This is a genomic window from Gordonia sp. UCD-TK1 (assembly GCF_001691435.1).
Classification (GTDB): Bacteria; Actinomycetota; Actinomycetes; order Mycobacteriales; family Mycobacteriaceae; genus Gordonia; species Gordonia hongkongensis.
The window spans coordinates 40,589-67,272 of sequence record NZ_LZMP01000022.1; the positions used below are offsets into that span (position 1 = coordinate 40,589).

Genomic DNA, 26,684 nt, shown 5'->3' on the forward strand with positions numbered 1-26,684 from the left:
GGATCAGCCTGGCGAGAGTCGTTGGGCGAGCATGACGAGGATATCGCTGGGCCCGCGCACGTAGGTCAGTTTGTACACGTCCTCGTAGGTGGCGACGCCGCGCACGGGATGGCACCCGTGCCGTGCCGCCACCTGGAGGGCCTCGTCGATGTCGTCGACCGAGAACGCCACCCGGTGCATCCCGATGTCGTTGGGCTGCGTGGGTGGCGTCTCGATGGCCTCGGGATGGATGTATTCGAACAGTTCGAGCCGCCCGTGACCGTCGGGGGTCTGCAGCATCGCCATCTTCACGTGGTTGCCGTCGAGCCCGACAGCCGTGTCGGCCCACTCCCCGCGGACCGTGTCCCGGCCGATGACGTCGAGACCGAGGTCGGTGAAGAAGGCGATCGCGGCGTCGAGGTCACGCACGGCGATGGCGACGTTCTCGAGTGTGATGGGCATGGAAATCACGCTAGCAACGATGGGCGACGGCCATGAGCGTGTCGCGAGACCGTGCACGGCCGGCCGGCCGGGGATGGTCGGGCACTCGGCGCGGAGGCTTCACCAATAGGTATCGCTGAGGGATACCCATTGCTGAACCGTCAGCCGCGGTACTTGGTCAGCAGCTCATGCGGGAGGTGGCACGCGCTCTCCGGGAACCGGGCAAGCCGATCCTGGTGCTCGTCGGCACTGCGCACATAGTTCAACAGCGGAAGCACCTCGACGGCGATGCGATCCGCGTCGGCCCGCGCACCGATGAAGGCTCGCGCATGTTCGAGGTGCTCCGGCCGGTCGGAATACACACCGGTGCGGTACTTCTCGCCGACGTCGGGCCCCTGGCGGTTCACGCTGTATGGATCGATGATCTCGAAGAGGTGCGAGACCAACTGGTCGACGCTCACGACAGCCGGATCGAACCGGGTCCACACGCATTCGGCGTAGCCGTCGTACTCACCGTCGAGGGTGTGGCTCGTGCCGTTGGCCCGGCCGGCCTCGGTGAAGGTCACCCCCGGCAGCGTCGCGACGAATGCCTGCACACCCCACAGGCAACCGCCCGCGAGGTAGAGCTCCTCGTTCGGCGGCACGGACGTCATCGCTTGTCTAGACGTTGAACCGGAACTCGACGACGTCACCGTCTTTCATGACGTAGTCCTTGCCCTCCATGCGCACCTTGCCGGCGGACTTGGCCGCGGCCATCGAGCCGGCGGCGTCGAGGTCGTCGAACGAGACGATCTCGGCCTTGATGAAGCCCTTTTCGAAGTCGGTGTGGATGACACCGGCCGCCTTGGGCGCGGTGTCGCCCTGGTGGATGGTCCAGGCACGGGATTCCTTGGGGCCGGCCGTGAGGTAGGTCTGCAGGCCCAAGGTGTGAAAACCGGCGCGCGCCAACGAGGTCAGGCCCGGCTCGTCCTGCCCGATCGAGTCGAGCAGCTCCTGGGCGTCCTCCTCGTCGAGTTCGAGGAGTTCGCTCTCGACCTTGGCGTCGAGGAACACAGCGTCGGCGGGTGCGACGGCGGCGCGCAGCTCCGCCTTACGGGCGTCGTCGGTGAGCACACCCTCGTCGGAGTTGAAGACATAGAGGAACGGCTTCGCGGTCATCAGGTGCAGCTCGCGCACCGACGCCAGGTCGAACGAATCCTTCTGCGAGAACAGTGTTTTGCCGGTGTCGAGGATCTCCTGCGCCTTTTTGGCGGCAGCGAGGGTCTCGGCCAGGTCCTTGTTCTTGCGCGCGTCTTTCTCCAGACGCGGGATGGCCTTCTCGAGCGTCTGCATGTCGGCCAGGATCAGCTCAGTCTCGATGACCTCGATGTCGGCGAAGGGATCGACGCGACCGTCGACGTGGACGACGTCACCGTCGTCGAAGACCCGGACCACCTGGCAGATGGCGTCGGCTTCGCGGATGTTGGCGAGGAACTGGTTGCCCATGCCCTCACCTTCCGACGCACCCTTCACGATGCCAGCGATGTCGACGAAGGACACGGTGGCGGGCAGGATCCGCTCGCTGCCGAAGATCTCTGCGAGGCGGCCCAGGCGGCTGTCCGGCAGTTCGACCACGCCGACGTTCGGCTCGATCGTCGCGAACGGGTAGTTCGCCGCGAGGACGTCGTTACGGGTCAGGGCATTGAACAGGGTCGACTTACCGACGTTGGGCAGACCGACGATTCCCAGGGTGAGACTCACGGGCGCCCAGTCTATCGGCAGGCAGCGCGACGCCCGGCGGGGCGTCGGTCCGAGGAGTCAGTCCCGGTCGAGCAACCCCTTCACCGGGTTCGGGGGATCCTTCGGCGGGTCATCGTTCGGAACACCGACCTGGGTCGTGACCGGTGTGTTCGCGGGTGGCAACGACTCGCCGGCCCGCTCGGCGATCTGCTCGTTCAGGTAGCGGAGCACCACGGCGAGCGAGGCCACGGCGGGAACCGCGAGGAACGCGCCGGTGATGCCGAACAACGTGCCGCCCAAGGTCACCGACAGCAGCACGATCACCGCGTGCAGATCCATCGACTTCGACTGCAACCACGGCTGGAGCACGTTCCCCTCGAGTTGCTGCACCGCGAGGATGATGCCCAGCACGATCAGGGCCGTGGTCAGACCGTTGGACACGAGTGCGATCAACACCGCGAGCGCGCCGGCGACGAAGGCACCCACGATCGGGATGAATCCGCCGAGGAAGGTGATGACCACCAGCACAGACGCCAACGGGACGCCCAGGATGAACAGACCGAGACCGATCAGCGCGGCGTCGACGAAACTCACGATCGCCTGTGTGCGGATGAAGCCGCCGAGGCTGTTCCACATGCGGGTCAGCACCTCACCGAGGTGGTTGCCCGAGGGCTTGCCGACGGTGCGGTCGAGCCACGGCACGAACTTCGGACCGTCCTTGAGGAAGAAGAACACGAGCACGAGCGAGGTGAACATCGTGATCAGCAGCGACGTCGCCGTTCCGACGCCGCTGAACACACCGGCCGCGATGGTCGACGCGCTCGACTGCAGTCGGTCGGTGATGGTGCTGACCATGTTGTCGAGCTGCTGGTCGTCGACGTTCAGCGGCGGACCCTGCACCCAGTCCTGCAGACGCTCCACACCATCGGTCGCACGGCTCGCCAGTTCGGGCGCCTGGTCGACGACCGACGGGACGATCAGCCCGATCACACCGGCGAACACACCCAGTCCGATGAGCATCATCAGGAACGACGCCGCGGCGGCCGGCACGCCCTTGTTGCGCATCCACCGCACCGGCGGCCATAGGATCGTGCACGCGATGATGGCCAGGAGGACCGGCAACAGGATCACCCAGAACTTGCCGAGCAACCAGAACAGCACCCACAGCGCGGCGGCCACCAACACGATCTGCGCGCCGACCGTCGCGCACGACCGCAGGCCGGTCATCATCACCTGGAGCCGGGTCGGATACGTCTTCTCACCGCCGCCGAGCACCGCATCGCCGCCGAGGACGGCGTCGGCACCGACCTTGGTGGTGTCTGGTCTTGCGTCGGCGGACGAGTCGTCCGCGCGCTGATCGTCCGAGCTGTCGGTCACCCGAGGATCCTCACACATCGGCATGACAATGCGACATCGACGCGGCGACGGTCGTACGAACATGTGGTCCGTCCGACGACATGATCAGCGGCGGCGGAATTTCCGTCCGAGGTAGCGAACCAGCGAGTTGATGGCCTCGAGTTCAGCGTCGACCTGGTTGAAGACGACCGGGGTGTCGTCGCGCCCGGCTGGCCCGGCGTCCGATCGCGGCGGGGGCTCGGCCGACGACGGAGCGCATCCGGCGGCCGGGGCGACCCGCTCGGTCCGCGCCGTGATGCCGAGCTCGGTTTCCTCGGCGCAGGCACGCCTGATCGTCTCCGGGCCGTAGAGGCCCATCATCATCTCCAGCCCCCACGCGGGGAGTCCGGACAGGGACTGGTCGTCGTGCCGACTTCTGCGGCGGCCATCGAACCGGGTGGTCATGGCGCCATGCTGCCACAGACATGTAACCCAGATCACACTTTTCGTCCGCTCAGTGGGATGCCGTCGCGATGTCCGATTCCCGCCAGACCGGGACGTCGACGGATGACACAGTGGACGGGTGAGCACAGGCACCGCAACAGAACCCGACACCGGGGGTTTCGCGCCGGACTTCGACCGGTGTTATCGCGCAGTGCAGGCCCGCGACGCCCGCTTCGACGGTCAGTTCTTCGTGACGGTCCGCACCACCGGCATCTACTGCCGTCCGTCGTGTCCGGCACAGACCCCCCGGCCCGCCAACGTGGCGTTCGTCCTCACCGCGGCGGCCGCCCAGCAGCAGGGTTTCCGTGCTTGCCGACGCTGCGCACCCGACGCCGTTCCGGGGTCCCCGCTGTGGAACATCAACGCCGACATGGCGGCTCGCGCGATGCGGCTCATCGCCGACGGCGTCGTCGAGCGCGAAGGGGTCGACGGACTCGCGGCGCGTCTGAGGTATTCACCCCGGCACCTCACCCGCGTGCTGACCCGGCATCTCGGAGCCGGGCCGCTCGCGCTCGCCCGAGCACATCGCGCCACCAACGCCCGCGTGCTCATCCAGTGCACGACGATGCCGATGACCGACGTCGCGTTCGCCGCCGGATTCGCCAGCGTGCGCCAGTTCAACGACACCGTCCGCGCCGTTTTCGGACTCACCCCCACCGAGCTTCGACGCCTGCACAGCCGCAGGAAGGATGCGATCGGCACCGATTCCGCCCCGGGAAGCGTCACCCTGCGCCTGCCGTTCCGCGCGCCCTATCGCTGGCCATGGATGCGCTGGTTCCTGGACGCGCACGCCGTGGCCGGGGTCGAATCCGTCGTCGACGCCCCGGACAGTCCGCACGGCTGGCGTTACCGCCGGGTCCTCGCCCTACCCCACCGAACGGCGTCGGCGGAGGTGGAGCCGCAGGACGACCACGCCGTCGTCGCCCTTCACGGACTGGACATGCGTGACGTGGGGGTCGCGGTCAACCGGATCCGGCGTCTGCTCGACCTCGACGCCGACATCACCGCGGCCGAGGACGCACTGGCCGCCGACGCCACGATGCAGCGGCTGCTGCGCCAGGCGCCGGGCCTCCGTGCGCCCGGCAGCCTCGACCCGGCCGAGACGATCATCCGGACCATGCTCGGTCAGCAGGTGAGTCTCGCCGCCGCGCGCAACCAGGTGAACCGGCTCGTCGAGGCCCTCGGCGAACCGGTCGGCGACGCCTTCGCCACCCCGTCCGAGACGGCGACGACAGTCGACGGTCCGGCGTCGAAGTCCTTCCCGACGCCGGGTGTCATCGCCGCCCGTGGACACGAGGTCCTCCGCGGCCCGCGGCGGCGGATCGATGCCGTGATCGGCGTCGCGGCGGCACTCGCCGAAGGTCGGGTGGAACCGCATGTGGGGGTCGATGCGTCTGATCTTCGTGCCCAGCTTCTCGAGTTGCCCGGCATCGGCCCCTGGACCGCCGACATCGTCACGATGCGAGTCACCGGCGATCCCGACGTCCTGCTCACGAACGACCTCGTGGTCGTCCGGGCTGCCGCCGACCTCGGGATCGATCTGCGGGACACGCGGCACTGGGCGCCGTGGCGCTCGTACGCGACCATGCACCTGTGGCGACACCGACTCGACGCCGCCGGACAGGCCGTGTGACGAGCGGTGAGCAGACTCCGATGACCGGCATCTCGTAGCGATCCCTTCTCCGATCACATCCCAGCGATCCGCAAGGAGCGACAATGTCCGCACCGGCCACCACCCCCGCCACCTCCGGGCCCGACACCCCTGAACCGGGGAGTGCCCAATCCATCGGCCACACAACGACAGTCGGCGGCTACGCCACCGTCACCACTCCCAACGGGGCGTTCACCGTCGTCGCCGATCCCGACCACCGGGTCCTGGCGTCGGGGTGGACCGACGATCCCGCCTACCTGACGGCGCTCGTCCACCGCGCGCTACGACCGGAATCGATCCAGCCGTCCGCCGCGCTCGGCACCATCACCGACGCCGTGTCGGCGTACTACGACGGCGATCTCGCCGCGCCGTCGCGGATTCCGGTCGTCCAACGTTCCGGCGGGACCTTCCTCGGTCCGGCCTGGGACGCCCTGCGCCTGGTCGAGGCCGGGAACCCCGTCACCTACACCCGCTTCGCCGAACTGGCCGGTCAGCCGGCGGCGGTCCGGGCCGCGGCAGCCGCCTGCGCGCGCAACGCGGCTGCCCTGTTCGTGCCCTGCCACCGGGTGAAGCGCAGCGACGGAAGCCTCGGCGGTTTCCGCTACGGCCTGCCCACCAAGCAGTGGCTGCTCGACTTCGAGGCCGGCGCGCGGAGCGGCCCGGACGAGCGGAGCGGTTCCGACGACCGATAGTGCCCGTCGCCCGCGGTCCGGCCGAACTTGTCGGGGGTGTCCGACACCATCGACGACATGACTGCTGCCGCCCTCTCGTTCGTCGTCGGCCTCGCCCTGGGGATCGCCCTGGGCTGGTGGGCGCACGCCGCTCGCAGTGCCGCGACCGTGGCGGCGGCTCGCGCCGAGGTGGAGATGCTGCGCGCCGCCCGCGACGACGTCGCGTCCTCGTTGTCGTGGGCCACCGAGGACGCGGCACGCCGGCAGTCGTCGGCGATCGGCAGTTCGGTTGCGCACATCGTCGAGCCGTTGCGCGCCAACCTCGCCCAGCTCGCCGACGAACTGCGCCGGGTCGAGAACAACCGGATCGGCGCGTACGCCGGACTGACCGAGCAGGTGCGCGGGATCCACTCGGCGTCGATCGCGCTCAACGACCAGACCCGCCAGCTCGCCAACGCGTTGCACAGCCCCCACGCCCGCGGCCGATGGGGTGAGGTCCAGCTCGAGCGCGTGGTCGAGCTCGCCGGCATGACCAAGCACTGCGACTTCAGCACCCAGGTGTCGGTCACCGACCCCTCCGATCCGAACGGTTCGGGAAACGGCCGGGGTGCCACGACGCTGCGGCCGGACCTCGTCGTCCACCTCGCCGGCGGCCGCGACATCGTCGTGGACGCCAAGGTGCCCCTCGACGCCTACCTGCGGGCGGCCGAGGCCACCGACACGTCCGTTCGCGACAAACTCATCCGCGAACATGCTCGCGCCCTGCGCGCGCACATCGCACGACTGTCTGCGAAGTCCTACTGGTCCGCCTTCGACAACACACCGGAGATGGTGGTGCTGTTCGTGCCCGGCGACGTCGTCCTGGAAGCCGCCGCCCGCACCGACCCCGATCTCCTCGAGTTCGGCTTCGCACGCAACGTCGTCATCGCCACCCCGACCACCCTCATCGCATTGCTACGGACCGTCGCACTGGGATGGCGTCACGATGCGATGGCTCGCGACGCCGCGGTCATCCATGATCTCGGTCTGCAGCTCCATCAGCGGCTCACCGGGGTGCTCACTCACCTCGGCACCCTCGGCACGTCGCTGCAGCGCACGGTCGACGCCTACAACTCGACGATCGGTTCGGTGGACAGTCGCCTCGGCGTCACCGCACGCCGGCTGGCCGAGCTCGACGCGCTGGGCGATGTCCCGGACGCCCCACGACCACCGGTGATCCACGACACCTGCCGCCCGGCGGGGCCGACCGCCCGGCCTGGGACGGCGCCGGAGGCGGCATCGACGCCCCGGTCCGGGGGTGAAACGATTTCTGTCGAGGACCCGGTACCGTGACCATGTGCCTTCCCCGCAACGTCTCCAAACCGCGGTACCACTGGACCAGCAGTCGGTACTGCCCGCGGTCCGCGGTGTGCCGTGGTGGGGCGCCGTTCTCCTGGCCACCGGGATCACGGGCCTCGGTGCGGCCATCGACGCCGGCAGCAACGATTCGCTGGGCTCGATCTACAAGTTCTGTTACCTCGTCGGATGTGTGATCGCCGCGCTGGCGGTGCGTCGACGTGCCCTGTTCACCGCCGCCGCGCAGCCCCCGCTCATCGCCTTCTTCGTCAGCATCGTCACGCTGTACGGACTCAATTCCGAGCAGGCGTCGTCAGGGCTGAAGAGCCTCGTCTTCAATGTCCTGCTCCCCATCGCGGCGGACTTCCCCTGGATGTTGACGACGTTCCTCGTGACCCTGGGGATCGTGCTCGCCCGGTGGTTCCTGACCCGGGAGGCCGCCGAGCCGACGAAACGCCGGGCCGCGGGTCGCGACAAGGCGGGCCGGACGCCCCCGAGCAGGTCCGCGGCCGGGAGCGGCGATGCCGACCGGCCCTCGGGCCGCGCGGCAACGCATCGTCGCGCCAAGGGAGCCGGCTCGTCCGGAGCCGCCATCGAGGCCCCGTCGGCGTCTCCCGAGAAGAACCGATCGGCAGCGCAGTCCTCTTCGACCAAGGCCGCGCCGGGATCGCGGGCGAAACCGCGTTCGACCGGCGCTCCGGACCGGCCGTCCGCGACGTCCCGCTCGGCGACGAAGGGTTCTCGTACCGCAACGGGCGCGCCGCGACCGACGGTCGCCGACCTCGCGGCCCCCGACCTCACGCCGTCGGACGCCACACCCGCGCCGCGACGCCCGGACATCCCGACGTATGAGTCGGCAACCGACATCCCCCCGGCCGGAGTCGCCGACACTCGGTCCTGAGCCTCAGCTCGTGACGTTGCGTTCCAGCCAACGCCCCAGCCGACGCGCTGCGGCGTCGACGAGCGCGGGCCACTCCATCGCACCCTCGTCCGCGTTGTCGGTGACCGCCTTGATCAGGCGGCAGGGCACGCCGAACTCGGCACTCACGTGGGCGACCGCGCATCCCTCCATGTCGACGAGGTGGGCATGCCGGGCGAGTTCGCGCCGACGAACCGGATCCGCGACGAAGGTGTCCCCGGACGCCAGCACCGTTCCGTCGCCGCCGGGTAGCTCCCAGCGGTCGGTCATCTCATAACCCATCGCCCGTAGTTCGGTGCTGCTGATGTCGTGTTCGAGCACGGCCGACGGGAGGAACAGACCCAACTCGGCGTCGCCGCTCACACCGTCGCGCAGGGCCCCCGCGGTACCGATGTTGATGACCTCGGAGACCGGCGCCCCGCCGGCGAGTTCCCGGCTCAGCGCCATCGTCGCGCGCACCTTGCCGATGCCGGTCACGAGCACCCGCATCCCGGGCGGCACATGTCTGGCCTCGGCCCGCGTCGCCGAGACGACGAGGACACCGGGTCGGGGCAGCGCGTTGTGAGTCACGCCGACGATTATGGCGTGTGTCAGCCGCGGGCGAGCGCGGCGGACGCCCGCGCCGCGCGGCCCAGCGACGAGCCGTATCCGGGTCCGTGGCCGGCCGCGTGCACGGCGAGCGGATGCAGTTGGTGGACGTCGACGCGGTCCTGCCAGCCGGGGACGAGCGGGTGCGCGTCTCGATAGCCGTCGAGGACCGCATCGAGGTGCGGGCACCCGAACAATGCGAGCATCGCCAGATCGGTCTCCCGATGACCGCCGTGCGCGGCCGGGTCGATCATCACCACGCCCCGCGGAGTCCACATCACATTCCCGTTCCAGAGGTCGCCGTGGATGCGTGCCGGCCCCTCGTCGTCGTCGAACACGCCGTCCGCGATCAGGACACATGCGTCGCGGACCGCGTCCTCGTCCTCGGTCGTGAGGTTCCCGGCCGCGCGTGCCGGGGCCAGATACGGTTCCACCCGTTCCCGGACATAGAACTCACCCCACGACCGGTATTCGACCGAGCTCAACTCTCGGCGACCGATGAACAGCTGACCGGAGAACGGTGTTTCGTCCGCATCGGCAGGCGGGGAACCGAACTGCGGGGCGCCGGCGTCGTGCATCCGAGCGAGCGCGGCCCCGAACTCCCGTGCCGCTCCGGGCGATGGCCGACCGCGTTCGAGGCGTTCGAGCTCGATGGCGTCTTCGCTCACCGAGATCACTTGTACGACAGGCGCTCCCGACGCCGACAGCCAGCGCAACCCGGCGGCTTCGGCCGCGAAGAAGTCGGGATGACCGCCCCGCGGGCCGCTCTCGCGCAGCGTCTTGGTGAAGGCGGGACTCACCGGGAGGAATGCTCGTCGGTCGCCGTCGCCTCGAGACTCTTCGCACTCACTCGCGCGAGCCGGTCGAAACGATCGTTGGCGACTCGCATCGCGATCTCATACGGCAGTGCGAACTTTCGCGCCCACCAGTACCCGAACCGGATGTCGAACGAGGTGTAGACCATGAAGCGGTTCTTGCGAATCCCGGTCAGGATCGCCGCCGCCGCCACGTCGGGCGACACCGCGACCTTGTGAAATCCGTTGATGGCGGCCTTGACCCGCGGGTTCTCGCGGTCGATGCCGACGATCTCCACGGAGTCGACCAGTGGCGTGTCCACCCCGCCGGGGCATACCAGGGACACCCCGATCCCGTGACGCCGCAGATCGAATCGAAGAACCTCCGACACGCCCCGCAGCCCGAACTTGCTGGCGCTGTATGCGGCGTGCCAGGGCAGCGCCAGCAGTCCGGCGGCCGAGGAGACGTTCACGATGTGTCCACCGCGCCCCCGTCGGATCATCTGCGGCACAAAGCTTTCGATGATGTGGATCGGCCCCATCAGGTTGACGTCGACCAGCTTCCGCCAGTGCCGGTGTTCGAGATTCTCCACCGTTCCCCACGCCGAGATCCCGGCGATGTTCATCACCACGTCCATGACGCCGACCTCGGCGTCCACCTGGCGGGCGAACCCGGCCACCCAGTCGAAGTCCGAGACGTCCCCGGCCACGTGGTAGAGGACCGTTCCGTCGGCCGCGGTGATGGCCGCGACGACCTCGTCGAGCTGATCCGCGTGCAGGTCGGTGAGCACCAGTTCGGCGCCCCGGGCGGCGGCGGCCTGGGCGGTGGCCCTGCCGATTCCGCTCGCCGCGCCGGTGATGAGGACCTTGCGGCCACGCAGCGACGGCACCGGGGTGTCCATGAACAGCAGCTCTTTGAGACCCATGACGCGAGGTTAGCCGTCCGCCGCGGCGGACCTCAGCCGATCGACGGATCGCCCACGCCGGATCGGGCCGCGCGCCGGCGACGTCAGCCGATCGGCAGTTTCCCGTCGAAGAGCGCGTAGACGATGGTCAGCATCGCCTTGAGCACTTGTGCGGACACGTCCTGGCCCTGGGTCATCAGCAGCCGCGCCACGGCTTCGGGGTCCTCGGTGGCGAGGAGCTGCTCGACGAAGGGGATGACCGAGGACAGTCCGCTGGCGTCGTCCGTCGGCACCGACGGCGCCGGGCCCGCTCCGGTCGCGGCGTTCCCGTTGACGTAGTTCAGGATTCCGTCGGTGATCGCCATGGCGTACTTGACCTGACCGTCCCGGCCGGCGAGCGCCTTGGCCTCACCGGGGTTGGCGAGGTTGCCCATCTCGATGAACACCGCCGGGACCTTGGTCAGGTTCACCGCGGCGATGTCGGGACGGGTCTGGATGCCGTCGCGGACGCCGGCATAGTTCGCCGGCGGGAACCCGGCCTTGACGAAGGCGTCGCGCATCGTGGTCGAGGCCTTGCGTCCCTCGCCGGACTGCACGCGGTCGACGGTGGCATCCGGGACCGGCAGCGACGGCACGATCATGTGGAAGCCCTTCTTGGACTCGTCGGCTCCCCGCGCCGTCGAGTCGGCATGCAGGCTGACCGCGACCGCGGCTCCGGAGCGACTGGCCGCGGCGGCGCGTTCGTCCACACAACCGCCCCACCCGGTGTCGTCCGGCCTGCTCAGGACCACACGAGCCCCCTGGCTCTCGAGGCCGGCCTTCACGAGTTGCCCGATCTGCCAGTTGACCGTGTGCTCCTTGGCGCCGTTCACACCGGACGCGCCGCTGGTCTGGCAGTCCTTCTTGCCACCGCGCCCGTCCGGCACCTGTGCCCTGAGGTCGTGACCGGCGGCCGAGGCCTGGTGACCGGGGTCGAGGAAGATCGTCTTCCCCGCCAGTGCCGTCCCGCGGGCGGGGGCCGCTTCGGCGGGTGCCGCGACCACGTTCGAGGCGACCGCCATCGACGTGGCGGCCACCATGGCGAAGCCGATCGTGGCAAGGCGTTGGGCTGTCGTCTTTCGGAACATTGCGCTGTCGAGGCCGCGACGCGCCGAGGCGCTGGTCACTTGCCTCACTCCCTCCCGTTGAGTACCACTGGTCACACTGGTCACAGACATAACAGTGAAACAAACGAATGCGGGATTCCGAAATGGTCGTCCTGGGAGAACGGCATTTCGTTAGGGAGCTGTGACCTCTCCGATCGGCGTGTCGAGCGTGTCGCGGGTCAGTCCGTCAGGTGCCGCAGGATTCCGAGGATGCCGTTCTCGTCCGCAGCGTCCTCCGGTCGGGCGACGGCGGCCTCCAGCTCGGCGCGCACGGCCGCCTCGTCGAGACCGCGCCCGATCGCGACGAGTTCGGTGGCCGGACGCCGCCCTTCCCAGGATTCGCGCATCACGCGCACGAAGCCGCCGACTCCGTGCACGACGAACCGCTGCCGATGCCTCGGTACGTCGAAATGGACGATTCCCTTGATCCGGAAACACCCATTGGGCGGACGTTCGAGAAATCGCGCCAGGCGCCGCGGATCCATCGGCCGGTCACTGGAGAACGACACCGACTCGTATTCAGCGTGCAGATGCTCGTGGTCAGCGTGACCCGCGTCGTCGAGCAGCAACTCGTCGAAAGCCATCTGGCCGGACCGAGCCTGCGCGACGTCGCGCTGAACGACATCGAACAGGAGCGCCGGATCGATCGCGGCATTCCGGGTCGCCACCCGCGGTGCGGTCGCATTGAGTTGTGCGACAAGCTCTTCGACGACGCGCCGGGACTCATCCGGGATCAGGTCGACCTTGTTGACGAGCACGAGGTCGGCGATCGCGACGTGCGAGTCCAGCTCCGGATGCGTACCGCGCACCTCCTCGACGTGCGCGGCGTCGACCACATAGACCAGTCCGCCGTAGCGGAGTCGGGCGTCCGCCACCGACGTCACCATCCGGATGAGCGCTTTGGGTTCGGCGATCCCGCTCGCCTCGATCACGATGGCGTCGATCCCCGCGCTCGGACGAACCAGCGAGGTGAGCGCGTTCGCGAGGCCGTCGGCGTCGACGGTGCAGCACATGCACCCGTTCCCGAGGCTCACCGTGCCGTCCGCCTGCGCCGAGACGAGCAGCGCGTCGATGTTCACCTTGCCGAAGTCGTTGACCAGCACGCCCAGACGGGTGCCGGTGCGCCCGGCAGACCGCAACAGATGATTGAGCAGTGTCGTCTTTCCCGAACCCAGATACCCGGCCACCACGACGACCGGAACCGGACCGCGGCGATCGGGGGTCTTCGCAGCGCTCATCACCGGCGGCCGGGTTCCAGACAGTCCGCACAGATCACGGCGAGGTCGCGGCCGTCCCGATCGGGGTGATTGGCGACATTGCTCGTCGGACGACGGCATTCGACGCAGCGGCCGAGCACCTCCGCGTGGTCGGAGAACTCCACGCCCATGCGGTCGTCGAAGACGTAGAGCGAACCCTGCCAGAGCCCGTCGTCGCCGTACCGCTCGCCGTAACGCACGATGCCACCGTCGAGCTGGTAGACCTCGGCGAACCCGCGGTTCCGCATCACCGTGCTGAGGACCTCGCAGCGCACGCCGCCCGTGCAGTACGTGACGATCGGCCGGTCCTTGAGGTGATCGAACGCGCCGCTCTCGATCAACGGCACGAAGTCCCGGGTGGTGCGCGCCTTGGTCGTGACCGCGCCGGCGAATCGCCCGACCTCGGCCTCGATCTCGTTGCGCCCGTCGAAGAAGACCACGTCGTCGCCGCGGGCGTCCACGAGCTCGTGCACCTGCTCCGGACTCAGCCGGGTACCGGTGCCGACGACCCCGTTCTCGTCGACCTCGATCTCGTCCGGAACCCCGAAGGTCACGATCTCGGGCCGGACGCGCACGCTCAACCGCGGGAAGTCCCGGCCCGTGCCGTCGGACCATTTGATGTCCGCCCCCGCGAACCCGGGGTACGCGCGGGTCGTCCTGACGTAGCGTTTGACCGCGGCGATGTCGCCACCGACGGTGCTGTTGATCCCGTGGCGTGACACGATGATCCTGCCCCGGACCCCGAGCGACTCGCACACCGCCAGCTGCCACAACCGGATGGCCTCGGGATCGGGCAGCGGAACGAAGACGTAGAACAAGACGATCTTGGGGGTCGGCACAGTGCAAGGGTACGGAAATCGGCGACCCCGCCCCGAATCCACATCACGGTCCCGCGACCGCCGATTCCTGCGCGTGATCTGCGCAACCGCGGCAATCGGGACTCTGACCGTTTCGGTCGCACTCGCCGGATGCTCCCTACCGTCGGACTCCGGCCCGTCCCGAATCGTCATTCCGCCCACCGACGAGTTGTCGACGGTGACCGAGATCGAGTCCTCGTCGACGACATCGACCACCGGCGAGGACTCGGCGCGGAATCTGCCCGACTGGACAATCGGGCGAGTCGTCGCAATGGCACCACGCGTCGACAACTCGCGTTTCCACCAGGGCTCGGTGACGGCGGATTCGCCGCTGCAGGACTCGTCCGGTTTCCATTTCTCGACGCCGGATCGGGCGGTGAATTGCTCGACCGGTACCAACGGTTCGTCGGCCCTCGCCTGTCGGATCGATGAGGATGCGGACGACGATTCCTCGGCGGAACGCCCGTCGTCCGACTCGGGCGCCTGCGACTGGGCCCGGGATTACGCCGTCCTGGGACCGGATGGACCGCAGCGCGGTGCGTGCGCCAATCGATATCCCGTTCTGTATCGCAGTTCGATTGTCGACTTCGGTCGCACAATTTCGATATCACGATTTTCTTGTCTCGTTGAGACCGTCGGTATGTTCTGTCTCGAATCGCGTTCTCAATCAGGATTCGCAATCACCCCGAACGGTTACAAAACCATCTATGCAGCAGATCGGGCGCCCGAAGCGTTGGTGAGCGTGTCGCCCGAGGAATCGGACGAATCGTCCCGGCGGACGACCGGGGCTGTGCCCACGAGCTAGACCACACCTACTTCGAACCGGTCCGCCACTGCGCGTAACCCGCCGTCGAGACCAGCATGGATCCGACTTGTCAACAAACGGACGTGTCTCGACTTCCCTAACGCTATTCAATGATTTATGGTCTAGGCGGGGGTTCTCAGCAAGTACTCATGGTTTGAGTCTAAGCTGTGCACAGTTGGAATAGATCAAAACGGGGGGACGCAGGTTTTCGGGCCTTGCACGTCCGTCTTGGTCGGATGACACAATTCGAGGGGACAAGCAATTCATGGCGAAAAAGGAAATCGTTCAGGTCATCGACGATCTCGACGGTAAGGTGCTGGATCAGTACGAAACCGTCCGGTGGTCACTCGACGGAAAGAACTACGAGTTCGACACTTCGTCGAAGCACGCGCAGCAATTCCGCGATTCGCTGTCGAAGTACCTCGACATCTCCCGCCAGACCGGTCGCGTGACCAAGCGCACCGCAACGGCGTCGACTGCGACCGGGGGCGGACGCAACAAGGAGACCACCAAGGCGATTCGCGAGTGGGCCATCCGCGAAGGTTACGAACTGAGTGATCGCGGTCGCATCCCGCAGAGCATCATCGAGGCCTTCGAAGCCGCACACTGATCGGTCAGACCTGACCGTCATCACCCATGAGACCTGTTGCCCGGCCGCCTTTCGCGTGCCGGGCAACAGGCGTTGAAAGGGCTGTTCGCCGATGAGGCCCCTGACCCCGCTGTCGGCTCCGGTGGACCCGATTCGCGCACTCGAGCGCATCTCGTGGCTGCTCGAGCGTCGCCGGGAGAGCACGTACCGCGTGGAGGCCTTCCGCCGCGCCGGGCAGGCGGCCGCCGGACTCGACCCGTCCGAGCTACACGCACGGGCTGTCGCCGGCACTCTCACCGCGATTAAGGGAATCGGCAAGACCACCGCGGCGGTCATCGCCGAGGCCGCCGACGGTGAGCTACCGGGGTACCTCGCACGTTTGCAGGGCGAAGATCCACCCCTCGCCCCCGACGGCGCCGAGGGCCTCGTGGAGGCCGTGGTCGGCGACCTGCACGCGCACACCGACTGGAGCGACGGCGGGGCGCCCATCCACGAGATGGCCGCGGCCGCGGAGGCCTCGGGCCACGACTGGCTGGCGATCACCGACCACTCGCCGCGCCTCACGATCGCGAACGGACTGAGCGCGGAACGGCTCGCCTCCCAGATCGAGGCGATTGACAACTGGAACACCGGTCACAGCAGCCACTTTCGCCTCTTCCGTGGGATCGAGATCGACATTCTCGACGACGGTGCGCTCGACCAGACCGACGAGATGATCTCCCGGCTCGACGTCGTGACCGCCTCCGTGCATTCCAATCTGCGCATGGCGCACGACGCCATGACCGACCGGCTCATCGCCGCGGTCTCCGACCCCCGGGTGCACGTCCTCGGCCACTGCACCGGCCGACGAGTGCTCGGCGGACGGGGCCACCGTCCGCCCTCGGCGTTCGACGCCGAGGCCGTGTTCGCGGCCTGCGCCGCCCACGACACCGTCGTGGAGATCAACTCACGTCCGGAACGGGTCGACCCGCCCGACGAACTGATCGCGGTCGCCATGGACGCGGGCTGCCTGTTCGCGATCGACTCCGACGCCCACGCACCCGGACAACTCGACTTCAAGATCCTCGGCGCGCGGCGGGCCGTCGACCACGGCATCGACGCCGACCGGATCGTCACGACGTGGTCCGCAGACCGCTTGTCGGAGTGGCTGTCCCGTTGAGGTTGTCCCGCCGGGGCCGCGGCCCGGAACGAGCGGTCAGGTCAGGGTGCCGATACGGTCCCGRATCACCGGCAGCACGCCTTCGGCGAACCAGTGCGCTTCCTCGATGTGCGGATAACCCGACAGGATGAAGTGGGAGAAGCCCTCGGACTCGTACTCGCCGATCAGCGCCGCGATCTCGTCGTAGCTGCCGACGAGCGCGGTGCCCGCTCCCCCGCGGATGAGCCCGACGCCCGCCCACAGACCGGGATGGATCTCGAGCGCATCGCGGCGTCCGCCGTGGAGTTCGGCCATCCGGCGCTGGCCGGTCGAGTCCGAGACCGAGTGCAGGGCGAACGCGGTCTCGATCTCTTCGTCGGAGATCCCCTGCAGCAGTGTGTCGGCGACCCGCCACGCCTCCTCGGAGGTCTCGCGGGCGATGACATGCAGCCGCACACCGTATTCGAGCGACCGGCCGACCGTCTCTGCGCGTCGCGCCACCTCCGCGATCTTCTCTCCGGCCACCGCCGGCGGCTCGCCCCACGTGAGGTAGACCTGGGCACGCGAGGCCGCAACGGTCAGTGCCGGGTCCGACGACCCGCCGAAGTAGATCCGCGGTGGATCGGTCGGCGGATCCGCGAGGAACGCCCCGGCGATCCGGTAGAACTCTCCGTCGAAGTCGACGGTCTCACCGGACCAGAGCCGGTCGACGATCTGCACGAACTCGTCGGTGCGCGCGTAACGGCGGTCGTGGTCGACCCAGTCACCGAACCGGCGTTGCTCGACCTCGTCACCGCCGGTCACGATGTTGACCGCGATCCGTCCACCCGAGAATCGCTGGAGCGTCGCCGCCTGCTGTGCGGCCAGGGTCGGCGAGATCAGCCCGGGGCGGAATGCGACGAGGAAAGTCAACTGCTCGGTGTGGGTGATCGCGGCGGCCGTGGTCAGCCACGCGTCCTCGCACCAGGTTCCGGTCGGGGTCAGGACACTCTCGTAGCCGAGCCGATCGGCGGTGCGTGCGACATCGATCAGGTACGGCAGGTCTGGCGCACGGTAACCCGGAGGGTGCCGTTTCGTCGCCGATGCATGTGAGGCTCCGACGATCCCGCGGCTGTCACCGGCGGTCGGCAGAAACCAGTGGAAGTGGCTCATGGGCGTGTTCCCTTCTCGCATCACTAGTGGTGTGTCTCGGAAATAGGTGGCCGGTATCCGGTGGAGCGATCGGTGGTCTGGCAAGGCGGAGGAGGGAGGGATAGCGGAGCTATCTCGACCGACGACAACGCAGCCAGGCGCCGATCGAGCGCCGGAGACCAGTCACTTATTCCCGAGACGCACCACTAGGACTGGGGCGTGCCGAACAGCGGTGCCAGGGCCTCGTCGTAGCGGTTGTCGACGAACTTTGCGAAATCGACCTGACCCTGGAGTTGCCCGGAGTCGGCGAAGGCATCGGCGAGCTCCTGCTCCGACGCCACGACGCTGTCGTCGAGTGCGATCGCGGGTCGGAGGCTGCGGCCCTGGGCGATCGCGCCGGCCCGCGGGTCGATCCCGACCTCGGCGGAGTACTGCTCGGCCCACTCTTCCGGGTTGGCCTTGGCCCAGTTGGCGGCCCGCGCGATCCCGAGCGCCAGTTCCCGTACCGCGGTGTTGCGACGCGGGTCGGCGAGCGCCTCGTCGCCCGCGATCCCGAAACCGTAACCGTTCGAGACGCCTTCGGCCGTGACGAGCGTCTTCGGGTTGTTCTCGAGCTGGACGATCGCGGTGTACGGGTCCCAGATCGCCCATGCGTCGACGTTGCCGGAGGTGAACGCGGACAACGCATCCGCGGGCTGCAGGAAGACCGGCTCGACGTCCTTGCCGGGCCCCAGGGTCAGATTCACCTTGTTCAGTTGCAGCAGCAGATGTCCGTGTGCCGAGCTGCCCTTCGCCACGGCGACCTTCTTGCCCTTGAGGTCGGCGACCGACGCCAGCGTCGACGTTCCCGGGATCAGGATCGCGTCGCCGCTGGCGTTGTTCGCGTACCCGGTGACGATCTTGACCTTCGCGTTCGCCGCGGCGCCGAAGATGGGCGGCGTGTTCCCGGTGACCGCGAAGTCGATCTTGCCTGCGGTGGCGGCCTCGATCTGCGGCGGGCCGGAGGTGAAGGTGGAGAATTCGATGGTGAACGGGAGCTTCTCGAGTTCGCCCGAGGCGTGCAGTAGGGCTTCGGTGCCGCCCTTCTGGTCTCCGACTCGGAGGGTCAGGTCCTGCAGTGAGGCGACGTCGACCGTCTCGTTCGCGATCGATTCGGCGGTGTCCTCCCGCTGCACACAGCCCGCGAGGCCCAGGGTCAGGGCGGCGGTGGCCAGCACGGCGGCGAGCACGCGGCGCCGTCGGGGCCGGGATGCGCGCACGGAAAGATGGTGGTGTGTCATCGAGATCGGCTTTCGGTCAGGGAACGGGAGGGTCAGCGCGCCGGATCGGCGACGCCGAGTGCGGTCAGCAATTCGGCTCGCAGGCGCGGGATCTCGGAGTCGGGGTCATCGGCGTCGCCGGTCTGACGTGGACGGGGCACGGCGAGATCTTCGACGATCTCGCCACCGGCCAGGACGGCGACGCGGTCGGCCAGCCGCAACGCCTCGTCGACGTCGTGGGTGACGAGGAGTGCACCGAACCCGTTGTCGCGCCACAGCGAGATGAGCAGTTCGTGCATCGTGCGCCGAGTGAGGGCGTCGAGTGCACCGAACGGCTCGTCGAGCAGCAGCAGTTGCGGACGGGCCACGAGCGCACGGGCGAGCGAGACCCGTTGCGCCTGACCACCCGAGAGTTGCGCGGGCCACGCAGCCGTCTTGTAGCTCAGGCCGACCTCGTCGAGGGTGCGGCGCGCGCGTTCGCGGGCCTGTGACTTGCCGACCTTCTCGCGCACGAGGCCGAAGGCGACGTTCTGTAAGACGGTGCGCCAGGGGAAGAGTCGCGGTTCCTGGAAGGACACCGCCGGGTGACCGGCGGTCCGGACGCTGCCCGACTCGGTCTGCGACAGGCCCGCCAGCAGGCGAAGCAGCGTCGACTTGCCGCTGCCGCTGCGTCCGATGAGCGCGACGATCTCGTGCGCCCCGACCCGTAGGGTGACGTCCCGCAACACGAGATTGTCCCCGTAGCTCAGGCTCGCGTTCTCGACTTCCGCGGCGTATCCGGCGGGGTCGACCAGGTCGTCGGCGGACGGGACCTCGAGATCGCGGGTGGCGATGGCGGTCATGGTAGGGCCTCCTGGACTCGGGATGTGCGGGTTGGGGGCGTCACCGGTTCTGGTATCGGGTCGTGTAGCGCTCCAGCGCACGCACGATGGCGTCGGTGATCAAACCCAGTGCGGCGTAGACGATCAGGCCGAAGAAGATGATGTCGGTGCGCAGGAAGTCGCGCGCGTTGTTGATCAGGTATCCCAGCCCGGACGTGGCCGCGATCTGCTCGGCGACGATGAGGCTGAGCCATGCGATCGCCAGGGCCTGGCGCAGACCGACCAGGATCTGCGGCATGGCACCCGGGATGATGAGATCGCGGATGGTGGTCAGCCGCGAGAAGCCCAGCACGCGAGCGGTTTCCACCAGGCGGCCGTCGATCTGGCGAATCGCGGCGGAGGTGTTCAGGTAGAGGGGGAACAGCGCGCCGAGGGACACGAGCAGCACCTTGGGCATCTCGCCGATGCCGAACCACAGGATGAACAACGGGATCAGACCGAAGAGCGGAAGTGCGCGTATAGCCTGCATGTTCGGGTCGATGGCCGAGTCGGCGAACTTGCTCAGGCCGACCAGCAAGCCCAGACCGATCCCGACCGCGACGCCGATCGTCAGTCCGATCGCGACCCGCTGCGCCGACGCCGCGATGGCGTCGAGGAGTTGTCCGTTGTTCAGGACCTCCCACCCGGCCTCGGCGATCAGCGACGGTGCGGGCAGCTTGTCCTGCGGGATGATCCCCAGTGCGCTGCCCACCTGCCAGAGCACGAGAACGGCGATGGGTGACAGCGCGCGCAGGATGGTGTGCAGCCGGGACGACCGGCCCGCCTTGGCCGATGGGGAGTCGGACGACCCCGGGTCCACCGCCCGCGGATCGCCGGGCGCGCTGATACTGAGTGTTCGGTCGGCCACGTGCGGCAACGTTACGAATCGGGAAACACTCGCGACACCGTTGAGTTCAGCGTGAGCACAAGTAGGCCACCCGCCCAGCGTTCGCGTAACGGCGAGCGGTCAGCCCCGGTCGATACGGTTCGGTGCGTCAGCTCCGTTTGATGACGATGCCGGTCATCCCCGACGCCGAACCCGTCAGCTCGATCACCGGTCCGCCCGGACGCGTCGGTGCGCCGGCCTTGTCCTTCACCTTCGACCATCCGGAGAGTTGCAGGTCGCCGTACCTGATCTCCTGATCGGGGCCGATCCGGAGCTTCACCGTGGTGATGGAGACCTGCAGCTGCAGGATCGTCGACGGCCCGGGGAACGTCGCATGGGTGAAGTCCATGTCGACGGTGCCCATGCTGCCGGTGACCAGCGTCGACGGCGGAACATGCCACGTGCCCTTGCGTCGAACCGTCTCCCACTCGGCCGCGAGGTGCACGGGCCCGGTCGAAGGGACGGCGACGGCCGGGGTCGCGGCTACGGCCTGGCCCGGCTCGTTGAACAGGCGACCGGCGTTCGGCAGGTGTTCCAGGACGGCTCGCAGGTCCGCGCGGGTCTTGGCGGCGTACACCAGACCGGACCGCTCCTCGAACTCCGCGATCTCCAGATATCCGGACGAGAAGGCATCATTGAGGAGAGTCACGGCCCGCTCGCGTTCCGGGTTTCCGACCCGTAGATCGTCGTCGGGGAGGCGGTCGACCATACCTGCCACTTTATGGCACCCGCGCCGGGCGGGTTGTCGCAGCACGACGGCCGGGGCTCGCGGCGGCGTCAGTTCCGCGGGATCGGTGGCCCGGAGTCGGGTGCCATCAGGGCGCCGATCTGCGCAAAGATCGGATTGCCGCCGTTGGCGTAGGAGCCGTCCGGACCGAATGCCTCGGCGTCGTAGGTCACCGCCACCGCGATGGCGATCTTCTCCGACGGGAGATACCCGACGACCGCCGCATAGCCGTTGAACAACGGGTTCTGCACGATCCAGCCGCCGGTCAGCACGACTCCCATGCCGTAGGTGTACTCCTCGTTCATCGGCCGGCACGTCGAGCAACCGGCCAGCGGACGCGCCACACCGCGGAGCCGGGTGGAGACCATGGTGTCGTAACCCTCGGCCGACAGCGTCTCCCCCGCGAAGAGTTTCCGAGCCGTCGCCTCGACGTCGTAGATGTTCGACGTCTGAATCGCACCGTGGGTGATGCTCCACGACGGGTTCCAGCCGGTCGTCTCCTCGTAGAACGGCGTCGTCGGCGGGAGGTTCAGGATCCCGCGGCGCTCCGACGAATAGGCATGCAGGGCGGGCTCCGGGATCACCGCCGTCAGATCCGAGACCGTGTTGTCGAGGTCGAGCGGTTCGGAGATCCGCTGCCGGAGTAGGTCCGCGACCGATTCACCGGTGACCTTCTCCAGCACGAGGCCGAGGATCACGTAGTTGGTGTGCGCGTAGTTCCAGTTCGTCCCCGGCGCGTAGAGCAAAGGCTTGTTCACCGCGTAGGACAACATCTCCTCGGTCGTCCACGCCTTGAACGGGTTCGTCAGCTCCTCGATCTCGAACGCGTCGTTGCCGAGCACATAGTCCTGGTACCCCGACGTCATCGTCGCCAGTTGCCGGAGAGTGACCCGGTCGCTGTTGGGGACCTGGGGCACCCATTTCGCGATGATGTCGTCGAGGGCGACGGCCTTCTCGTCGACGAGTTGCAACAGCACCGCCGCGACGTAGGCGATGGCGACCGACCCGTTGCGGAAGTGCATGTCCGCGGTGGCGGGTACACCGGTCTGCGATTCGCCGAACGCCTCGGTGGTCACCTCCCGGCCGTCGTCGGTGACACGCACGATCACCGACTTGAGGTGTTGGGACTCCATCAGTCCTTCAACGATCCGCTCGATCTCCGCCGCCTGCTGCGGGTTCGACGACGCCGACGAGGACGCCGGTTCCGACGCGCCATCGCTGCCGCACGCCGCGAGAGCGACGACGAGAACTGCCGCGATCACCATCGACCAGCGCTTTTGCATCCGCCGATTGTCCCACGACCCGGAACTCGTGTCGGCGACTTCGGCATTCCGGAGTAGCGTCGACTCCGTCCGCAATCGGCCGGAGGAGGCGACGATGTCAGCGGTAGACGCGACGAGCTCGGGGACGATGCCGGTCGCGTTCATCGGTCACGGCAACCCGATGAACGCCCTGGAGCGCAACAAGTACACCGAGGCCTGGGCCGCTCTGGGTGCATCGGTGCCGAAACCGCGAGCGATCCTGGTGATCTCGGCGCATTGGTACACCAACGCCACCGCCGTGACGGCGATGCCGCGGCCACGGACGATCCACGACTTCTACGGTTTCCCGCAGGATCTCTTCGACGTGGAGTACCCCGCCCCGGGCGACCCGGATGTCGCCGACATGGTCTCCGATGTCGTCAAACCCACGTGGTGCGGTCACGACATCGACAGCTGGGGTATCGACCACGGGACGTGGTCGGTGCTGGTGCACACGTTCCCGGATGCGTCCGTACCCGTACTCCAGTTGTCGCTGAACGCTTTCAAGGACTACGAGCACCACTACGAATTGGGCCGCCGACTCGCCCCGCTCCGCGAGCAGGGTGTGCTGATCATCGGCAGCGGCAACATCGTGCACAACCTGCGCGCGGTCGACTTCGCGAAGCGCGACAGCGGATTCGACTGGGCCCACCGATTCGACGATGCGGCCCGAGAAGTGTTGTTGGACAAGCCGTCGAATGTGTTGAGCCTGGACGGACATCCCGACTTCGACAAGTCCGTGCCGACCCCGGACCACTATCTACCGATGCTGTACATCGCCGGACTCGCCGGCGACGCCCCGCTGGATCTACTCGTGGACGGCCACGCCGCCGGGTCGATCTCGATGGCCGCCTACACGCACGGGCTGGACGTCGAGCCCACGGGGTTCGGCGCCGGTGGCCCGGCCGCCGAACTGCCCGAGGGTTTTCCGACACTCAACTCGAACCTGTGACCTTCAGGCCGCGAGGAACTCGTCGATCTGGTTGATCGCCGACGACGCACCTTCGACGACTCCCATGTCGAGCACCTTCTGCAACGATTCGGCCGAGTCGTAGGTGCTGATGTAGGTGGCGATGGTCTTGCCGCCCTTCTCGGTGAACGCGTAGGAGTTCGAGGACTCCGGCATGTCGGTGATCGGGTTGAGGTCCCCGYCGGCWAAGCCGTCGAGGAAGGTGAAGCCGGTGGGCTCGTCCACCGATTCGACTTTCCAGTAGCCGCCGAACTTCTCGCCCTCGGGACTGGTCATGTAGTACGTGACCTTGCCGCCCGGGCGCAGGTCGTGGTCGACGACGGTCGCCGGATAGGTGGGCGGGCCCCAGATCTTCTCGAGCTGACGCGGATCGGCGTAGATCTGCCACACCCGTTCGATCGGGGCCGCGAACTCGGCGTTGATGGTGATCGTCCGGGCGTCGAGGTCGGGTGTCACATCGATGACAGGCATTGTTCATTCCTCCGGTGTGGTTGTGGGTGAGGGTGATTCGAGCGTGAGTAGATCGTCGATGCGGGCGATACGACCACGCCACACCGCTTCGAGCTCGGTGAGCATCGAGGCCACCGAACGCACTGCCGCGACATCGCCGCTGGCCAGCTGCTCGCGTCCGGAACGACGCTTGGTGAGCAGACCGGCCTTCTCCAGGACGGCGACGTGCTTCTGTACCGCCGCGAAGCTCATGTCGTATTTCGCGGCGAGTACCGAGACCGAGTGTTCGCCGGCGAGCACGCGTCGCAGGATGTCACGACGGGTGCGGTCCGACAGCGCGTGGAACAGGGCGTCGGCCCGGTCCTCGTCTGTCGGTTCGCCTGCGTTCTCGGCCACGCCTAAAACATACAACCAATTGGTTGTATGTCAAGGGTCTGTTGCGATCACCCCGGGCTCAACCCTGGCCGCCGGCGGACCCGGCGCCTTGACTTGTCCCGACCGTCTCGTCGCACCCGTCGCGCGTCGCCGCCATCGGACCGACTCCGCGATGCCGAACCCGAAGGACCCCACTCGTGACCCGTCAGCTCCACCTCGGTGGTTTCTTGATCGCCTCCCCCGTCACCCATTCGCACGCCGCATGGCGTCATCCCGGCTCGGAGACCGACTACTTCGGGCCAGACCACTACCACCGGGTCGGCCGCATCCTCGAACGCGGCAAGTTCGACTTCGCCTTCTTCGCCGACCTGCTCGCCGCACCGGTCCGGTTCGGCGGCGACCAGTCCGAACCCTTCCGGCGCGGCACCCTGGCCGCGGCGACGATCGATCCGAGCCTGGTCGCGGCGAGCATCGCCGCCGTCACCACCCGGCTCGGCATCGCGGTCACCAAGTCCACCACCTACTTTCACCCCTACGAACTCGCGCGCGTCTTCGGTTCCCTCGATCACCTCACCCGCGGACGGATCGCGTGGAACATCGTGACGTCGCTGTCGCAGGCCGAGGCGCAGAACTTCGGCTTCGACGACCACGTCGGACACGACGAGCGGTACGTGCGCGCCGAGGAGTTCGTCAGCACGGCGATCAAGCTGTGGTCGAGCTGGGATGCCGACGCCGTCACCGCCGACAAGGAGTCCGGCGTCTGGGCGGATCCGTCGAAGATCCACACCGTCGACCACGAGGGCACGCACTACCGCACGCGGGGTCCGCTGAACCAGCCCCGCTCACCGCAGCATCGCCCGGTACTCATCCAGGCGGGATCGTCGAACACCGGCAAGGACTTCGCCGCGCGGTGGGCCGAGGCGATCTTCGAGATCGACCCGACCCCGGAGGGACGCCGGGCCTACTACGACGACGTGAAGTCGCGGGCGGTGAACTTCGGCCGAAATCCCGACCACGTCAACATCTTCCCGTCGTTCATCCCGTTCATCGGCGAGACCGAGTCGATCGCCCGGGAGAAGCAGGCGTTCCACAACGAACTCGCCGATCCGATCTCCGGCCTGATCACGCTGTCGGTTCACACCGACCACGACTTCTCCGCCTACGATCTCGACGCTCCCGTCGAAGACGTCCAGGTGAGCGGAACACAGGGGCTATTCGACGTCGCCCGACGCCTCTCCGAGCGGGACAGTCTCACCCTCCGCGACATCGGCAAGCTCTACGCCCAGGGAGTCCTGCTGCCGCAGTTCGTCGGCACGGCCGCCGATGTCGCGGACCAGATCGAGGAGTCCTTCACCGGCGGTGAGGCCGACGGGTTCATCGTGTCGAGTGCGCAGACCCCGGGCACCTTCAACGACTTCGTGGACTACGTGGTCCCAGAGCTGCAGCGCCGCGGCCTGTTCCGCACGGAGTACGAGGGCACGACCCTGCGCGAGCACCTCGGGCTCGGGAGCGCCGAGGAGGATCTGCCGGCGGACGTGCGTGGGGTAGACACCCGGCTCGCGGGCTGAGAGAACTCAGCGCTCGCTGAACCGGCCGCCGTCGACGTCCCAGTGCCGGTCGACGCGCACGTTCTGCAGCATGCGCCGATCGTGGGTCACGAGAAGCACTGCGCCGTCGTAGGAATCGAGGGCGGACTCGAGTTGCTCGATGGCCGGCAGGTCGAGGTGGTTGGTCGGCTCGTCGAGGACGAGGACATTGGTGCCCCGCGCCTGCAGCAGGGCGAGTCCGGCCCGCGTGCGTTCGCCGGGTGACAGCTCTCCGACCGGCCGGTCCACGTGATCGGCCCGCAGGCCGAACTTGGCGAGCAACGTCCGCACGTCCGCGGTGGAGTATTCGGGGACCAGCGCTTCGAACCGTTCGGCCAGCGGCCGGGGACCGGTGAACAGGCCACGCGCCTGGTCGATCTCGCCGATCGCGACGTTGGTCCCGAGTCGCGCGGTCCCCTCGTCGGGTTCGACGCGACCGAGCAGTAGCCGCAGCAGCGTCGTCTTGCCGGCACCGTTGTGGCCCGTGATGCCGATGCGTTCGCCGGCG

29 protein-coding genes are annotated in these 26,684 nt (G+C 68.0%); 9 read left to right on the plus strand and 20 right to left on the minus strand.

The features are described from left to right. Positions 1 to 3: 3 nt before the first annotated feature. The 5 genes from A9310_RS13475 to A9310_RS13495 form a co-directional block, all read right to left on the minus strand. Complete coding sequence (locus tag A9310_RS13475) at positions 4 to 441, minus strand: VOC family protein (protein ID WP_065631062.1); 438 nt, start codon at positions 439 to 441, stop codon at positions 4 to 6. Positions 442 to 581: 140 nt separating this feature from the next. Further along, positions 582 to 1,073, minus strand: coding sequence for a peptide-methionine (S)-S-oxide reductase (locus A9310_RS13480; protein WP_065631063.1), 492 nt, complete (start codon positions 1,071 to 1,073; stop codon positions 582 to 584). Between the two features lie 7 nt (positions 1,074 to 1,080). Further along, complete coding sequence (ychF, locus tag A9310_RS13485; protein WP_065631064.1) at positions 1,081 to 2,160, minus strand: redox-regulated ATPase YchF; 1,080 nt, start codon at positions 2,158 to 2,160, stop codon at positions 1,081 to 1,083. 57 nt (positions 2,161 to 2,217) lie between these two features. Next, positions 2,218 to 3,516 (minus strand): AI-2E family transporter, encoded by a 1,299-nt coding sequence (locus tag A9310_RS13490; protein WP_065631088.1) that lies wholly within the window; start codon positions 3,514 to 3,516, stop codon positions 2,218 to 2,220. Between the two features lie 84 nt (positions 3,517 to 3,600). Then, entirely contained in the window at positions 3,601 to 3,939 is a 339-nt protein-coding gene (locus A9310_RS13495) for a hypothetical protein (RefSeq protein WP_226513736.1), read from the minus strand. 118 nt (positions 3,940 to 4,057) lie between these two features. Here A9310_RS13495 and A9310_RS13500 point away from each other — a divergent pair, with 118 nt between their 5' ends. The 4 genes from A9310_RS13500 to A9310_RS13515 all read left to right on the plus strand — a co-directional run bounded on the left by A9310_RS13500 (position 4,058) and on the right by A9310_RS13515 (position 8,536). Further along, positions 4,058 to 5,611 (plus strand): DNA-3-methyladenine glycosylase 2 family protein, encoded by a 1,554-nt coding sequence (locus A9310_RS13500; protein ID WP_065631065.1) that lies wholly within the window; start codon positions 4,058 to 4,060, stop codon positions 5,609 to 5,611. Between the two features lie 83 nt (positions 5,612 to 5,694). Then, positions 5,695 to 6,321 carry a methylated-DNA--[protein]-cysteine S-methyltransferase gene (locus A9310_RS13505; protein ID WP_065631066.1) on the plus strand — a complete coding sequence of 209 codons (627 nt, stop codon included), beginning with the start codon at positions 5,695 to 5,697 and terminating at the stop codon, positions 6,319 to 6,321. Positions 6,322 to 6,378: 57 nt separating this feature from the next. After that, positions 6,379 to 7,632: a DNA recombination protein RmuC gene (locus A9310_RS13510; RefSeq protein WP_065631090.1), complete on the plus strand. Its 1,254-nt coding sequence runs from the start codon at positions 6,379 to 6,381 to the stop codon at positions 7,630 to 7,632. Between the two features lie 4 nt (positions 7,633 to 7,636). Further along, on the plus strand, positions 7,637 to 8,536 hold the full coding sequence (locus A9310_RS13515) for a DUF6542 domain-containing protein (protein ID WP_065631067.1): 900 nt from the start codon (positions 7,637 to 7,639) through the stop codon (positions 8,534 to 8,536). Positions 8,537 to 8,539: 3 nt separating this feature from the next. Here A9310_RS13515 and A9310_RS13520 read toward each other — a convergent pair whose 3' ends face one another. From A9310_RS13520 to A9310_RS13545, 6 genes are all read right to left on the minus strand, one after another. Next, positions 8,540 to 9,124, minus strand: a complete 585-nt coding sequence (locus A9310_RS13520) for a nucleosidase (RefSeq protein ID WP_065631068.1) — start codon at positions 9,122 to 9,124, stop codon at positions 8,540 to 8,542. 20 nt (positions 9,125 to 9,144) lie between these two features. Beyond that, positions 9,145 to 9,942 (minus strand): fructosamine kinase family protein, encoded by a 798-nt coding sequence (locus A9310_RS13525; protein ID WP_065631069.1) that lies wholly within the window; start codon positions 9,940 to 9,942, stop codon positions 9,145 to 9,147. Beyond that, the gene (locus A9310_RS13530; RefSeq protein ID WP_065631070.1) at positions 9,939 to 10,862 is read right to left on the minus strand and encodes an SDR family oxidoreductase; all 924 of its coding nucleotides are present in this window, start codon (positions 10,860 to 10,862) and stop codon (positions 9,939 to 9,941) included. The genes A9310_RS13525 and A9310_RS13530 overlap by 4 nt, the downstream gene beginning before the upstream one ends. An 83-nt stretch (positions 10,863 to 10,945) precedes the next feature. Then, positions 10,946 to 11,968 carry an N-acetylmuramoyl-L-alanine amidase gene (locus A9310_RS13535; protein ID WP_065631071.1) on the minus strand — a complete coding sequence of 341 codons (1,023 nt, stop codon included), beginning with the start codon at positions 11,966 to 11,968 and terminating at the stop codon, positions 10,946 to 10,948. Between the two features lie 197 nt (positions 11,969 to 12,165). Further along, entirely contained in the window at positions 12,166 to 13,224 is a 1,059-nt protein-coding gene (locus tag A9310_RS13540; RefSeq protein WP_065631072.1) for a GTP-binding protein, read from the minus strand. Further along, positions 13,224 to 14,081, minus strand: coding sequence for a rhodanese-related sulfurtransferase (locus A9310_RS13545; protein WP_065631073.1), 858 nt, complete (start codon positions 14,079 to 14,081; stop codon positions 13,224 to 13,226). Before A9310_RS13545 ends, A9310_RS13540 begins: the two co-directional genes overlap by 1 nt. 196 nt (positions 14,082 to 14,277) lie before the next feature. Between A9310_RS13545 and A9310_RS13550 the strand changes: the two genes are divergently transcribed. From A9310_RS13550 to A9310_RS13560, 3 genes are all read left to right on the plus strand, one after another. Further along, positions 14,278 to 14,904 (plus strand): hypothetical protein, encoded by a 627-nt coding sequence (locus tag A9310_RS13550; protein WP_254661257.1) that lies wholly within the window; start codon positions 14,278 to 14,280, stop codon positions 14,902 to 14,904. A 265-nt stretch (positions 14,905 to 15,169) separates the two neighbouring features. Then, complete coding sequence (locus tag A9310_RS13555) at positions 15,170 to 15,514, plus strand: Lsr2 family protein (RefSeq protein ID WP_058252466.1); 345 nt, start codon at positions 15,170 to 15,172, stop codon at positions 15,512 to 15,514. A 91-nt stretch (positions 15,515 to 15,605) separates the two neighbouring features. Further along, positions 15,606 to 16,652 carry a PHP domain-containing protein gene (locus A9310_RS13560; protein WP_083207372.1) on the plus strand — a complete coding sequence of 349 codons (1,047 nt, stop codon included), beginning with the start codon at positions 15,606 to 15,608 and terminating at the stop codon, positions 16,650 to 16,652. 36 nt (positions 16,653 to 16,688) lie between these two features. On the opposite strand, the gene A9310_RS13565 is transcribed toward A9310_RS13560, so the two are convergent. The 6 genes from A9310_RS13565 to A9310_RS13590 form a co-directional block, all read right to left on the minus strand. Next, entirely contained in the window at positions 16,689 to 17,783 is a 1,095-nt protein-coding gene (locus A9310_RS13565; protein WP_065631075.1) for an LLM class flavin-dependent oxidoreductase, read from the minus strand. 185 nt (positions 17,784 to 17,968) lie between these two features. Further along, a complete protein-coding gene (locus A9310_RS13570) occupies positions 17,969 to 19,042 on the minus strand; it encodes an ABC transporter substrate-binding protein (protein WP_065631076.1) in 1,074 nt (357 codons plus the stop codon). A gap of 32 nt (positions 19,043 to 19,074) precedes the next feature. Then, positions 19,075 to 19,863: an ABC transporter ATP-binding protein gene (locus A9310_RS13575; protein ID WP_065631077.1), complete on the minus strand. Its 789-nt coding sequence runs from the start codon at positions 19,861 to 19,863 to the stop codon at positions 19,075 to 19,077. A gap of 40 nt (positions 19,864 to 19,903) precedes the next feature. Next, positions 19,904 to 20,647: an ABC transporter permease gene (locus A9310_RS13580; protein ID WP_223259000.1), complete on the minus strand. Its 744-nt coding sequence runs from the start codon at positions 20,645 to 20,647 to the stop codon at positions 19,904 to 19,906. A 229-nt stretch (positions 20,648 to 20,876) separates the two neighbouring features. Continuing rightward, positions 20,877 to 21,476 carry a DUF1707 domain-containing protein gene (locus tag A9310_RS13585; protein ID WP_065631078.1) on the minus strand — a complete coding sequence of 200 codons (600 nt, stop codon included), beginning with the start codon at positions 21,474 to 21,476 and terminating at the stop codon, positions 20,877 to 20,879. Positions 21,477 to 21,544: 68 nt separating this feature from the next. Then, entirely contained in the window at positions 21,545 to 22,777 is a 1,233-nt protein-coding gene (locus A9310_RS13590) for a serine hydrolase domain-containing protein (RefSeq protein ID WP_065631092.1), read from the minus strand. A gap of 94 nt (positions 22,778 to 22,871) precedes the next feature. Between A9310_RS13590 and ygiD the strand changes: the two genes are divergently transcribed. Further along, complete coding sequence (gene ygiD / locus A9310_RS13595; RefSeq protein WP_065631079.1) at positions 22,872 to 23,747, plus strand: 4,5-DOPA dioxygenase extradiol; 876 nt, start codon at positions 22,872 to 22,874, stop codon at positions 23,745 to 23,747. Between the two features lie 3 nt (positions 23,748 to 23,750). On the opposite strand, the gene A9310_RS13600 is transcribed toward ygiD, so the two are convergent. Both A9310_RS13600 and A9310_RS13605 read right to left on the minus strand, forming a co-directional pair. Then, the gene (locus tag A9310_RS13600) at positions 23,751 to 24,236 is read right to left on the minus strand and encodes an SRPBCC domain-containing protein (protein ID WP_065631080.1); all 486 of its coding nucleotides are present in this window, start codon (positions 24,234 to 24,236) and stop codon (positions 23,751 to 23,753) included. Between the two features lie 3 nt (positions 24,237 to 24,239). Beyond that, on the minus strand, positions 24,240 to 24,611 hold the full coding sequence (locus A9310_RS13605; protein WP_065631081.1) for a helix-turn-helix transcriptional regulator: 372 nt from the start codon (positions 24,609 to 24,611) through the stop codon (positions 24,240 to 24,242). Positions 24,612 to 24,787: 176 nt separating this feature from the next. On the opposite strand from A9310_RS13605, the gene A9310_RS13610 reads away from it, so the two are divergent. Continuing rightward, positions 24,788 to 26,158 (plus strand): LLM class flavin-dependent oxidoreductase, encoded by a 1,371-nt coding sequence (locus A9310_RS13610; protein WP_065631082.1) that lies wholly within the window; start codon positions 24,788 to 24,790, stop codon positions 26,156 to 26,158. A gap of 6 nt (positions 26,159 to 26,164) precedes the next feature. On the opposite strand, the gene A9310_RS13615 is transcribed toward A9310_RS13610, so the two are convergent. Beyond that, positions 26,165 to 26,684: ATP-binding cassette domain-containing protein (locus A9310_RS13615; RefSeq protein ID WP_139104623.1), on the minus strand; the 520-nt coding region annotated here is incomplete at its 5' end.